Raw genomic sequence first — 11,457 nt, 5'->3', positions numbered from 1 at the left:
CAGTGAGCCAAGCATCTGCAGCACAATCGACACCGACACGATCAGTCCGGCCGTTCCGCCGTCGATACCCCTATCGCGCAGGATCGGTGCCATCCAGGCGAACACACTGAACGACATCATGGCCTGCAACACCATGAACATGGTCACCTGCCACGCCACGGCCGAGCGCCACACATTGACGCCGCCTTGGACGGCTTGGTGTTTCACGGACGGTTGGCGGATTGCCAACGGAAGGAACAGCAAGAGCACGACGGCGGCAGGCACCGCCCAGAACCAGAGCGCCGAGGTCCAGTGGCCGGTTGCCGTAAACACCGGATACGTGAAGCCCGCTCCAAGGGCCGCCGACGCGCAAATCGCTGTGGTGTAGAGGCCACCCATCAGGCCAAGACGGTGCGGGAAATCTCTTTTGACGACGCCCGGCAAGAGGACGTTGCAGAGGGCTATCGCGGCACCGCAGGCTGCTGTTCCGGCCAGAAGTGCGGGCAGGTGACCCATTCCCGGGAACTCCACCGGCCTCAGGAGCAAGCCCGCGGTCAGCACTGCCATGGCTCCGAGAAGCACCCGTTCCGCGCCGAATCTCCGGGCCAGGATGGGGGCCAAGGGCGCGAAGACTCCCAGCAGGGTGACCGGCACAGTGGTGAGGACCACCAAGGACCAGCCCGGCAGGCCGGCGTCGGACGTTATTTCCGGGAGGACCGCGGAGAAGCTGGAGAAGACGGTGCGGAGGTTCAGGCCGATCAGGACCAGGCAGATGCCCAAGTAGACCAGGCCCCTTCTGCCGCTTAACCGTGTGGGATCCGGTGCAGGTTCTTCGTCGATCTCAGCGTCCGCTGTCATGTCAGGCAGGACTGGTTTCTCTCGATAGCCGGGCGTCTTGGAGGAGGTCACACGTCCTATTCTGTCAGTCGGTGGTTTGGCATGCGCGGTGGGATCAATGTGACCCGGCGAGGAAGAAGACTGCAGAACGGGCGTTGTCCAGGTTCACCGCCTCAAGAACCGGGGCGATCTGTGGCGGTGCAGCAGCGGCAATAAACTTGTTCGGCCCAAGCATCCTTATAGGATTCGTTGTGATGTTCAGCCAAGACAAGAAGTTCCGCAAGCCTGGCGGCACCCACCATGACCCGATCAGCTTCAACGTGCGTCAGTATGAGGAGCAGTATGTTCCGGGGGCCGCGCCGCAAGGTTACTCCATGGGCGCTATCACGCCAGTCCAAAGCCCTGGACTGATCACAGCTCCGGCGGTCTTGGTCACGATCATGTCCTTCGGCGTGATCTTCCTGGGCTTCCTCGCCATAGCGGCCGGCGGTGAGCTTCTTTGAGTTCCAAAAGGCCCCCCGCGCCGCCTCCACCCATTCCAGGATTCAACTACATCAGCCTGCTCGGCTCCGGCGGCTTCTCCGATGTGTACCTTTACGAACAGGACCGCCCGCGCCGCAAAGTAGCCGTCAAGGTGTTGCTGTCCGATTTGAAGACCGACGGGGCACGCCGTCGCTTCGAGTCCGAAGCCAACCTGATGGCCCAGCTGTCCTCGCACCCGTACATTGTCACGATCTTTGAAGCAGAGATCACCGAGGACGGCCATTCCTACCTCGCCATGGAGTACTGCTCCAAGCCAAGCCTCGACGTCCGCTACCGTCGCCAGCGATTCACAGTGGACGAGGTCCTGGCCGTCGGCATCCAGGTGGCATCCGCCGTCGAGACTGCCCACCGGGCCGGCATTGTCCACCGGGACATCAAGCCGGCGAACATCCTGGTTACCGATTACAACCGGCCCGCCCTGACGGACTTCGGTATCTCCGGCACCATTGGCGCGGACACCGAGGAGGACGACGCCGGCATGTCCATTCCGTGGTCGCCGCCCGAGCAGTTCCGGGGCGGCGCAGTGGACGGGGTTCCCCTGGACATCTGGGCGCTGGGGGCAACCCTCTACACGCTCTTGGCCGGCCGCTCGCCCTTCGTTTTGCCCGGACAGGACAACTCCCAGCGGGAGCTGATTTCCCGCATCACCAATTCGCCCCTGCCCAGGCTTGGACGTGCCGACGTGCCGGAGTCGCTGGAACTCGTCCTGGCTGCGGCCATGGCGAAATCGCCGGAATCCCGCTACTCGTCGGCACACGCGTTCGCGCTGGCGCTCCAGCGGATCCAGGCCGAATTGAACCTGTCCGTGACGCCTTTTGAGGTTCTCGAGGAAACCGGGCACGGCGACGAGCAGCACCCGGACGTCACCTTCGAGGAAACCCGGGTCCGGAGCATTGCCCCGGTGGAACCCGACGCTTCCAAAACAGCGACCGGATCGGTGCCCACGTTCCCGGACCGAACCCTCCCATCCACCGTTCCCCACGGGTTCCGGACGCCCACCCGGCCCACGCAACCTGGCAACTCTCCCCAAGCCCTCCAACCCGAGGCACCTCAGTGGGCCCCAGCGCAGTTCCGGGCCCAAGGACCCTACGGAGCATCGGACGGGGGCACGGGCCCTTCCGGGACCACCGGGCTGCGCGGCTGGCAGCCATCGCGTCCGCAGAACAACCAGGGGGCAAAAGCCACCCGTTCCGGCGCCGGCCCGGCAACCAGGAGAGACCTCCCGCCGGCAGGCCACCGCAAGCGCAACCTGCTGGCCGCCTCAGGCGCAGCAGTGCTGGTTCTCGCCATTGTGGTGGGCGTAGTTCTTGGCATCCAGGCGCAGCCGAAGGTGGAACCCACTAAACCGGGCGTACCCGATGTAGTGGATTTTGTGGGGGCGAAGGACCCCGAAAAGCCAGACTTCGCTGATTTCCGGTGGAAGAACCCACAACCCCAGCCAGGGGACACATATATGTGGCGCTACCGCACCGCCGACATCCCGGAAGGCCAATACGACTCCATCAAGGAGCCAAACGTCCGGGCCTACTTTGGCTGGGATGATGAGCACCTCTGCATCCAGGTGATTATTGTCCGAGCTGACGGGAGTACGTCACCGGGAGAAGAGGGATCCATTGCCTGCGCGGACTAGCAGCCCACGCATCACCCCCGAGGCCCTGCTGGATCGCTGAACGTCTCCTGCCAGCCCAGACTCCGCAGAGCCTCCACCCCGAACCAAAGTATTCTGGAAGTGATGAGTGAAACCCCAGATTCCCCGCGCCCCGTCACGCCCGGCACCCAGGCATCCTTTGGGACCTATGGCGGCCGGCCCGTCAGCTTCGTGCGCCGCGGCACCCGATTGCAGGGCCGCAGGCAGGCTGCCTGGGAAGAGCACGCCGAGCGCTGGGCCATCCAAGTGCCCCGCCATGTTGCCAACACCTCCGTGCACCCGGACTACACCTTCGATGCCGAGGCCGTATTCGGGCGCAAGGCACCGCTGATCGTAGAGATCGGTTCCGGCCTGGGCGACGCCGTGGTTCACGCCGCAGAGCAGAACCCGGACAAGGACTTCCTGGCAGTTGAGGTCTACACCCCCGGCCTGGCCAACACCATCATCAAGATCAACAGCCGCGGGCTGACCAACGTGCGCGTGGTGGAAGCCAACGCCCCCGAGGTCCTCGAGTCGATGCTCCCGGAAGGCTCAGTGAGTGAGCTTTGGGTGTTCTTCCCGGACCCTTGGCACAAGGCCCGGCACCACAAACGCCGTCTCATCCAGCCTGCCTTCGCTTCTGTAGCTGCAAAGGCACTCGAAAAGGGTGGCTACTGGCGGATCGCCACTGACTGGTCCAACTATGCAGTGCACGTCCGCGAAGTCCTGGCCGGGTCCACGGAGTTCGAGAACATGCACGAAGGCGAGCGCAGCGGCGAGGAAAGCCCGCTGACGCAAGTGTGGCAATCCGGCGTCGAGTCTGTTGTGGGCGGTGCTCCGGTAAGGGAAGGCCGCGCGCCGGTCAGCACAGAGCACACCGGTCCCAACGAGGGCGTGGATGAAGAAGGCGGTTGGGCACCCCGCTTCGACGGCCGCATCCGGACCAGCTTCGAAAACAAGGCCCACGAGGCCGGTCGCATGATCTTCGACCTCACCTACCGCAAGCTTTAGCCAACGGATTTTGGGGGAACCATGAGCTATCAGCCGCCGGTCGACTACTACCAGCAGCCGCAGAGGACCGGGACGCGCGGTCTGCCCGCCGGGATCACCAGCATCATCGCTGCAGTGCTCTCGCCGATCGCGGCCGTGGTCAGCATCCCCTTGGGCATTGCAGCAGTGGCCTCCGCCATGAGCCGTTACAACGAGGGCAATGACGCGTGGTGGTTTGGGGCCCTGGTGCTGGCGGGGATTTCCGTGATCCTGGCAGTAGTTGCCGTGGTGAGTGGATTGATCGCCGTCTTCCGGGCGGGCCGCATGAACGCGGGACGGATCACGGGCATCATCGGATTGGCCATCATGGCAGTGAACATTTTTGGCATTGTCTTCATGGTGTTCCTGGTGCTCGGTTCGGGTCAGGGGTTCTGATGCCCCAGGTGCGCGCCGAACGATTCATCCGCCTGGATCCGGACACAGCCTTCGCCCTCTCCCAAACGACGGGCCAATTCCGGCTCAAATGGGACCCGTTCATCTCTTCGCAGGCTTTCCTTGACGGGGCTACTGCTGCCGGAAAGGGTGTCAGGACCCGGACCGTTTCCCGCATGGGCCTGAAAATGGTCAGCGAATACGTCTCCTACACCCCACCCCGCAACGTGGGTATGACCATGGTTTCGGGTCCGTGGTTCTTTGAGAACTTCGGTGGCGGCTGGCGGTTCACTCCGGAGGACGGCGGCACCCGGGCGGTCTGGAAGTACACCTTTTCGTGCCGCCCGGCTTTGGTGAAGCCGTTGGCCGAGAGACTGGGAAGCTGGCTGCTGGGCCGGGAGATCGAACGCCGGATCGAGGCGTTCGCACGGGCCTGTGAGAACCCGGCGCTGGTGGCCGAACTGCGGGCGCAGGGCACCGACGTCGTGGAGAAATAGCGGCTACGGCACGGAAATCGAAGCTACCGTATTCTCCGACTCATCGCGGAGCTCAACCCCAGCGATGCCGGCCAACTGTACCGGAGTGGCCCCGGTGATCTTGATCCGGCCGCTCTGAGTGGCCGTCCATCCGCACGTGCGTTCTTCGGCACCGTCCCGGCCTTTTACCCACAGATACAGGGTGCCTTCCAGCGGCATCGAACGGCCCTCCACAGCGAGCTCAGTGCCCCAGTTCTTTTTCACCATACCCACTGTCAGCTGCAAGCCGTTGTCCGCCTGAACTGAGTAGCTTGCGTCCGGTTTCGGGGGCTGGTTCAGCAGAGGTCCGGCGAGGAAGCCAACTGCAAGGCAAGCAGCGGCCACTGCACCCACCACAGCCGCCCACCGCCGTCGTGACTTCTTTCGACGGACCGACAAATCCACCAGGACCTTTTCGGGAAGCGCCTCGGGTTCCGACGGTGAGAGCGTGTCAGGACCCCCAACGACTGTGAGCGCGACAGCGTCAGCCCGGGGAACGGCGTCGAGCAGTGCGGGCAGGCTTTCAAGCTCTTCCAGCTCACGGCGACACTCAGCGCAAGTGGCAAGGTGGTCCTCAAACGTACGGGCTTCGTCTGCCTCGAGCCCACCCAGAAGGTAGGCGCCCAGCAACTGGTGGACAGAGTTGCCGGTCATCGTTCCACCCCCATTTCATCAAGGATTGTTCGGAGGGCTTTCACAGCATAGAAAGCCCGGGATTTCACGGTTCCCGCAGGGATGTTCAGCTGCAGTGCTGCCTCGCTGACGGTAAACCGCTGGTAATGAAGTGCAACCAAGACCTCGCGGTGCTCGTGGCTAAGCCTCAACAGAGCTTCTTCCATGAGGACCCGGTTCAGAAGTTCGTCAACGCGCTCGGTCGCCGGATGGTCCGGGAGGTCCTGTTCACCGGTCTCGGCAGGGCGGCGCTGGGTCTTCCTATAGTTATCGATGATGACGTTGCGGGCCGTCCGGAAAAGGTAGCTGCGCACGCTGCCGGTGATCTGCGGGGCGTGCTGCCACACCTTGAGGATGGTTTCCTGCACGACGTCGTCCGCTTGGTGGGCGTCGGAGGTGCAGCTGAGAACGAAGCGCTTCAGAGCCGTGCCATGGTCACGGTAGATCGCCGCCACCACGTCCTCGTCCAACGGCATGGCCACCTCCCTCACTATTTTCCTCTGCCCCTTCGCCTATACGACGACGCGCGTCCGGAAAAGGTTCATCCCCATCTTCTTCCTCCGAACCGCCGCCGAGATCGCGGGAAGCCTGCGATATCGCCGAAAGGTTCCGTGCGAACAGGCAGGGTTCCCGCGAACTCGGGATCCGGCAGCGCGTCACCCGAGGGCCCGGAGGATGCGCTCCTTGAAGGCACGCTCTTGGAAAAGATCCTTCCATTCGATCCGGATAAACCGCCAGCCCTCCTCGACGAGTGCCTTTTCCCGCCGTCGTTCTTGAAAAATGACCTCCTCGGTGGGGTTGAAGTCGAAATACTTGGTGCGACCGTCGAACTCCAACGCCAGCTTTTCCTCTTCCCATGCAAAGTCCATACGGTGACGACCCAAACGGGACTGTACCTCGAACTGTGGCTGCGGAGGTTTGATGCGCAGCCTCTGCATCAACTCGCGGGTGAGTGTTTCGCCGGCAGATTCGGACCGCGGGTCCGCATGGTCCAAGGCCTTGCGCAGCGTGCGTATACCCCGTTTTCCAGCAGAAGCTGCTGCCAGGGATGCCACTGTGTTCCTGTCGGCGCCCACGCGCAATCCGTGGTCCATGATCACCAAGGCTTTGGGATAGTTCAGCATCCTGGCACTGTCAAAGATGGTGCGCTCCAGCGTCGTTGCCCGCAAGCCTTGAACGGGGACAACATCGTCTTCAGTGAAGCTTTCCGTGTGTCCCCGAACATCCTTGCCCCAACGGTCCGAGGAAGGCCGGGCCGGGTGCAGGATGTGAACCTTGTCATCCACACCCCAAACGAACAGACCGTGGAGCCGTGCCGCAGACAAGTGGCTGTAGACGAACCCACCCGTTGATGTGGTCAGTGTCCCGTGAGCATGGGCCACTATCCGCTCCCTGGCTTGCCTCCTCGGACCAAACTCATTCCACATTTTCGCCCTGATATAGCACCCATATCTCATCCGATGCAGTTCTCCTGTGTCCACCAGCGCCTTGATCTTCCGGCTGTTGAGACCGAACCGGAGCAGCTCGTCCGTCCTCCACATGTAGCCGCGCAGGGGAAGCGGGGGCACGGTGCGCGTATTTGGTGTTGGCTTCATCGGCTCAGCATGGCAATCAACCATCGGCTGCAGGAGGGGTACACGTCGCTATGTGGAAACCTGAACCCCGAGAGCCCGGAAACAGTGCGAGGACGCCGGAAATTTGCCTCCGACGGCGCACGATTCCGGCGAAGTCAGGAGAAACCGCCGGGCTAGGATCGGGAGATGAGCGAGAATCCCCACGTCAAGGCCGCCAAGACCTGGCAAACCATGGTGGACAGCAATCAGGACCTGCTTCTGCGCAAGTCCGGCCATGACGTCCGGTGGTGGGCCGAACGGGGACTGGCTCAGGGAGTGAAGAACGACGCCGAGCTCCGCGACTGGATGCGCGATGAACACGGCATCACCGGTTATGCGCAATACGCAGTCTCCTGGGAGATGTTCGGTTACCCCGAGTTCATGCTCCGGGATGCCGACCAACTCCTCGACGGCCAATACGCCAACCACCCCGGCCTCCGCCCGATTGCCGATGCCCTGCTGGCTTGGTCCGCTGAGACCGACGGCGTGGAGATCCAAATGCGCAAGGGCTACGTATCGCTACACAGCCCTCGGCGGAAGTTCGCCCAAGTCACCAGAACGAACAACACCACGGTAGACGTCGCCCTGCGCCTGGACGCCCCGGCCGAGGGCAGGCTCGAAGCCGTGAAAGTACGCGAGGGAGACTTCTTCGACCGCCGGGTGCGGCTGAGATCAATCGACGACGTCGACGACGAGCTACTCGGATACCTCGCCGAGGCGTTGGAACAGAACAGCTAGACTGCAGGCCACTCCCTGGGGAGGGGAAGTGGCTCACTACCCGGGCACGCTGAGATCGTGGGAAGCCTGCCAAGTCGCCTGAAGGTTCCGGGCGAGCACGCAGGGTTCCAGCGAACTCAGCGCCGGGACCAACCACCTAGCCCCGCGCACGCCCGTACAACTGCCGGACCAGATGCTCGATGTCCGGCTCGTGCAAGGACAGGTCAGCTACCTCGGCAGTGCTTGAAATGGCCGCCAGAACCGTGGCGGCGGAGAGCCTCCGAGGGTCGAACGAAACGCTGTGCCGGATCCCGTTGGCCTCAATACCTTCATGGACGGCGCCATCAGGCAGCGAAAAGAGCACACCCGAGTGCATGGGAGTGGCGAGGTCCACCACCATGGTGCGCACGGCTCCGGCCACCTCGGCCAAACCGGTGAGCTGACCGTCGTAGGCGATGGCGCCGTCGTCGACTACTAAAACGCGTTGGCACAAACGCTGGATATCGCTCATGTCGTGGGTGGTCAGCAACAGCGTGGTGCCGTTATCGCGGCGCTCGGCGTCCAGGAACTGGCGCAATTTCTCCTTGCTGATCATGTCCAGGCCGATGGTCGGCTCATCCAGGATCACCAGCTCGGGCCGGTGCAACAGGGCAGCGGCAACCTCGCCGCGCATGCGCTGGCCCAACGACAATTGCCGGACCGGCGTGGTGAGGAACTCCCCCAGGTCCATCTGATCGGCAAGCTCGCGGAACCTGGGCCGCCAATCCGCCTCGGGCATGCGATGCATGGCGCCAAGGATCGGGTACGAATCCTGCAGGGGCAAGTCCCACCAAAGCTGCGAGCGCTGCCCGAACACGACGCCGATCTTCCGGGCCAGCGCTTTACGCTGCGGCACCGGGTTGAACCCGCACACGCTCACGCGTCCCGAGCTTGGCACCAGGACACCGGTCAGCATCTTGATGGTGGTGGATTTGCCGGCACCGTTGGCTCCGATGTAACCGACCGCCTCGCCCTGCTCCACAGTGAAGTCGATCCCGCGGACCGCGTGAACGGTCTTCCTGCGTCGCCGGAACCGCCCGGCAGGCTCCATGACTTGGAACTCGCGGCTCAGATTCTCCACGTCGATGATGGGCATGTCAGCCTCCTGCGCCGGTGTACTTTTTGATGGCCGCCCGCCAGAGGAGCAGCATGAGGCCGCTCAGCACGACGGCGGCCGGCAGTCCCAGCCAACCCGTCCAGGCCGGGATTCCGGCAGGGCCGTCGAGCTCGAGGATGACCAGGCTGGGAGCGTAGGCCACCAAGGTTGCGGGGATGACGAACGTGAAGAAGATCTGGATGGGGAAGAAGAGCGCCGCTCCGGGCATGGAAGCGACGTACCGTCCACCGTAGGTGAAAGCATTGGCGAACTGCCGGCCGTCCAGGATCCAGAATTGCATGGCTCCGGCGCCTAGGAAGAGTGCGCAAAAGATTGCCGCACCGGCAAGGGGGGTGATGATGGCCAGGGCGATCTTGGCCGGGTCCCAGTGGACGTCCGTGAGCAGGAGCGCTGCAGCCAGGGCCGCCAGGGCGAAGATCAGCCTACCCACGCGTCTGAGCTGGAAGTCCGAGGTGGCCAGTTGGAGCAGCACAGGCAAGGGCCGGACCAACAACACCTCCAGCTTGCCGGACCTGATGGTCTCGGACATGGAATCGGTCTCTCCCAAGAGCAGGTCTCCCAAGGCGAACGCCACGGACGCCAGTCCAAACACCAGGAGCGTCTGGGCCAATGTCATGCCGCCGAAGGTGGAGACGTTGTGGACGATTGCGTAGAGCTCAACGAACTCAGTCAATCCCAGCAGAACCTGTCCGGCGACATCCGAGAAGAAACTGCCCCGATAGGCGAGCTGCGAGCGGAGCCGGGCCGAGACAAGGAGTTTGAGGAGGACAAAGTTGGTGACAGGAGCGTGCGGGTCGCCGGCGCGGGAAGACGTTGCGCGGCGGGAAGTCAGGGAAGACGTTGCGCGGGGGCTAGCCACCTTGCACCACCAGCCTCCGCGAACCGAACCGGACCATCACCTGTACGACCACCAGCAACACGGCCAGCCACAGGAGTTGGACACCCACCATCGCAAGGCTTTCGACGCCGTCGGTCCTCCCCGCCAGGATGTCCACCGGGGTCTGCAGCATTGATGGGAACGGCGTGGCGCGGGCAAAGTCGAGCAGCCAGCCGGGAAACCAGGTCACGGGCACCAGGAATCCGGAGAGCAGGTTCATCAGGACCATGTACAGCATCCAGAAACCCCGGATCTCAAGGACCCAGAAGGACAGCAGGTTGATGGCGAAGAAGCCCAGAAAGTTCAGGGATACGGCGGCGAGGATGGACACGAATCCCAGCAGGTAAGGCCCGGGAGTTCCCGGCATCGCCAGGCCTGTCACCAAGGCACCAACGATCAGTGGCGGTAACCCGCGGGGCAGGACGTCAAAGGCGGCGCGGCCCAGGTCCTGCGCCCAGTAGGACGCGGTCAGGTTGACGGACCGGGAGAGGTCCACGGCGATGTCCCCCGACTTCACGCGCCCGGCCAGCTCAGCGTTGCCGAACAGCCCCAAAGGTGCCAAGAGCGCCTGGCCCAGCCACACATAAGTGGCGGCCTCCATAGCCGAGTAACCCCCGATGGCGCCGCCCGCCGTCGTAATAGCGCTCAGCAGCAGCGATGCCCGGATCAGCCCGAAAACGGAGTTGGTAAAAGCGCCGGCGACGGCGGCAGTACGGTACGTGGAATGGCGGCGGAATGATGACTTCCCCAGTTCCCAATACGCGCGCACCGATCGAGTCTACTCACGGGTGGCACCGAAATCGCCGGAAACGCGGCGAGGTCGCCGGAACGCAACGGCGATTCTGCAGCGTTCCGGCGACCTCGCCAACGAGTGGCTTACGCGTCGGCGAATTCCTCGGACTCCTCAAACTCGACGGCCGCGATGATTTCCTTAGTCTCCGGGTGGATCATGAAGGCCTCCTCGTCGTCCTCGATCATGAGGTAGTCGCCGTGGTCGGTGGAGAAGTGCCAGGCGAGGGTCTTCACGCCGTCGTGCTCGTAGTTGGGGTCGCCCATGGTGATCTTTTCCAGGGCGTACCCGGCTACGTCGCACAGTTCACGGATGATGACCTCGAACTCGGGGGCGTTGGCGAGGGCTTCCCCGTCAGCCTCGGCCTGGCGCTCGGCGAGGTCCGGGATCAGTGAGACGCGCTCGGCAATGTGGGCTTCGATCTCCTCCTCGGTCAGGACCAGCAGCTCGGATTGGTCGCGAAGGTATGCGGCGTTGAGGTCGATGATGTCCTCTTCCTCAAGAAGTGACTCGAACTCGCCGTCGAGCTCGTCCAAGGCCACCACTGAAGCAGGCGGGGTTTCGGACTCGTCCAGTTCGCCGTCGAGGTAAGCCTCCGCTTCTTCCTCACTCAGCGCATCGAAGGTAGCCGCGGTGCGGTTGAAGAGCTCCAGATGACGGGTGGCGCCCATGCTTTCGAGGCCGGCGCGGATGTAGGCGTCCACTTCTT

General features: G+C 63.4%; 14 protein-coding genes. 6 read left to right on the top strand and 8 right to left on the bottom strand.

Going from position 1 to position 11,457, the window contains the following annotated elements:
- On the bottom strand, positions 1-888 hold an 888-nt coding region (locus HP499_RS14455; RefSeq protein ID WP_172324792.1), incomplete at its 3' end, for an MFS transporter.
- 179 nt (positions 889-1,067) lie between these two features.
- Between HP499_RS14455 and HP499_RS14450 the strand changes: the two genes are divergently transcribed.
- The 5 genes from HP499_RS14450 to HP499_RS14430 all read left to right on the top strand — a co-directional run bounded on the left by HP499_RS14450 (position 1,068) and on the right by HP499_RS14430 (position 4,905).
- Positions 1,068-1,319 (top strand): hypothetical protein, encoded by a 252-nt coding sequence (locus HP499_RS14450; RefSeq protein ID WP_172324790.1) that lies wholly within the window; start codon positions 1,068-1,070, stop codon positions 1,317-1,319.
- Positions 1,316-2,989 (top strand): serine/threonine-protein kinase, encoded by a 1,674-nt coding sequence (locus HP499_RS14445; protein ID WP_172324788.1) that lies wholly within the window; start codon positions 1,316-1,318, stop codon positions 2,987-2,989. Before HP499_RS14450 ends, HP499_RS14445 begins: the two co-directional genes overlap by 4 nt.
- 102 nt (positions 2,990-3,091) lie before the next feature.
- Positions 3,092-3,997, top strand: a complete 906-nt coding sequence (gene trmB, locus HP499_RS14440) for a tRNA (guanosine(46)-N7)-methyltransferase TrmB (protein WP_026543457.1) — start codon at positions 3,092-3,094, stop codon at positions 3,995-3,997.
- Between the two features lie 21 nt (positions 3,998-4,018).
- A complete protein-coding gene (locus tag HP499_RS14435; RefSeq protein WP_172324786.1) occupies positions 4,019-4,411 on the top strand; it encodes a hypothetical protein in 393 nt (130 codons plus the stop codon).
- Positions 4,411-4,905: a type II toxin-antitoxin system RatA family toxin gene (locus HP499_RS14430; protein ID WP_172324784.1), complete on the top strand. Its 495-nt coding sequence runs from the start codon at positions 4,411-4,413 to the stop codon at positions 4,903-4,905. Before HP499_RS14435 ends, HP499_RS14430 begins: the two co-directional genes overlap by 1 nt.
- A 3-nt stretch (positions 4,906-4,908) precedes the next feature.
- On the opposite strand, the gene HP499_RS14425 is transcribed toward HP499_RS14430, so the two are convergent.
- From HP499_RS14425 to HP499_RS14415, 3 genes are all read right to left on the bottom strand, one after another.
- Positions 4,909-5,577, bottom strand: a complete 669-nt coding sequence (locus HP499_RS14425; protein WP_172324782.1) for a zf-HC2 domain-containing protein — start codon at positions 5,575-5,577, stop codon at positions 4,909-4,911.
- A complete protein-coding gene (locus HP499_RS14420) occupies positions 5,574-6,071 on the bottom strand; it encodes a sigma-70 family RNA polymerase sigma factor (RefSeq protein ID WP_172324780.1) in 498 nt (165 codons plus the stop codon). The genes HP499_RS14425 and HP499_RS14420 overlap by 4 nt, the downstream gene beginning before the upstream one ends.
- A 180-nt stretch (positions 6,072-6,251) precedes the next feature.
- The gene (locus tag HP499_RS14415) at positions 6,252-7,190 is read right to left on the bottom strand and encodes a type IV toxin-antitoxin system AbiEi family antitoxin domain-containing protein (protein ID WP_172324778.1); all 939 of its coding nucleotides are present in this window, start codon (positions 7,188-7,190) and stop codon (positions 6,252-6,254) included.
- Positions 7,191-7,355: 165 nt separating this feature from the next.
- On the opposite strand from HP499_RS14415, the gene HP499_RS14410 reads away from it, so the two are divergent.
- Positions 7,356-7,946, top strand: a complete 591-nt coding sequence (locus HP499_RS14410) for a DUF5655 domain-containing protein (protein WP_253951595.1) — start codon at positions 7,356-7,358, stop codon at positions 7,944-7,946.
- Positions 7,947-8,082: 136 nt separating this feature from the next.
- Here the strand turns inward: HP499_RS14410 and HP499_RS14405 are convergent, their stop codons facing one another.
- The 4 genes from HP499_RS14405 to HP499_RS14390 form a co-directional block, all read right to left on the bottom strand.
- Positions 8,083-9,060 (bottom strand): ATP-binding cassette domain-containing protein, encoded by a 978-nt coding sequence (locus HP499_RS14405; RefSeq protein WP_172324776.1) that lies wholly within the window; start codon positions 9,058-9,060, stop codon positions 8,083-8,085.
- Between the two features lies 1 nt (position 9,061).
- Positions 9,062-9,940, bottom strand: a complete 879-nt coding sequence (locus HP499_RS14400) for an ABC-2 family transporter protein (RefSeq protein WP_309138395.1) — start codon at positions 9,938-9,940, stop codon at positions 9,062-9,064.
- On the bottom strand, positions 9,933-10,727 hold the full coding sequence (locus tag HP499_RS14395) for an ABC-2 family transporter protein (protein ID WP_172324774.1): 795 nt from the start codon (positions 10,725-10,727) through the stop codon (positions 9,933-9,935). Before HP499_RS14395 ends, HP499_RS14400 begins: the two co-directional genes overlap by 8 nt.
- Positions 10,728-10,834: 107 nt before the next feature.
- On the bottom strand, positions 10,835-11,457 hold a 623-nt coding region (locus HP499_RS14390; RefSeq protein ID WP_172324771.1), incomplete at its 5' end, for a hypothetical protein.

Source organism: Paenarthrobacter sp. CM16 (assembly GCF_013179505.1).
In the GTDB taxonomy this organism is placed as follows: Bacteria; Actinomycetota; Actinomycetes; order Actinomycetales; family Micrococcaceae; genus Arthrobacter.
Note: the sequence above shows the minus strand (reverse complement) of the source record. Positions and strands in the feature narration are given on the sequence as shown.

Excerpts from the sequence above, each read along its gene's own strand:
- HP499_RS14435 (WP_172324786.1), top strand. The coding sequence starts at position 4,019 with ATGAGCTATCAGCCGCCGGTCGACTACTACCAGCAGCCGCAGAGGACC.
- trmB (WP_026543457.1), top strand. The coding sequence starts at position 3,092 with ATGAGTGAAACCCCAGATTCCCCGCGCCCCGTCACGCCCGGCACCCAG.
- HP499_RS14420 (WP_172324780.1), bottom strand. The coding sequence starts at position 6,071 with ATGCCGTTGGACGAGGACGTGGTGGCGGCGATCTACCGTGACCATGGC.
- HP499_RS14415 (WP_172324778.1), bottom strand. The coding sequence starts at position 7,190 with ATGAAGCCAACACCAAATACGCGCACCGTGCCCCCGCTTCCCCTGCGC.
- HP499_RS14430 (WP_172324784.1), top strand. The coding sequence starts at position 4,411 with ATGCCCCAGGTGCGCGCCGAACGATTCATCCGCCTGGATCCGGACACA.
- HP499_RS14405 (WP_172324776.1), bottom strand. The coding sequence starts at position 9,060 with ATGCCCATCATCGACGTGGAGAATCTGAGCCGCGAGTTCCAAGTCATG.
- HP499_RS14425 (WP_172324782.1), bottom strand. The coding sequence starts at position 5,577 with ATGACCGGCAACTCTGTCCACCAGTTGCTGGGCGCCTACCTTCTGGGT.
- HP499_RS14410 (WP_253951595.1), top strand. The coding sequence starts at position 7,356 with ATGAGCGAGAATCCCCACGTCAAGGCCGCCAAGACCTGGCAAACCATG.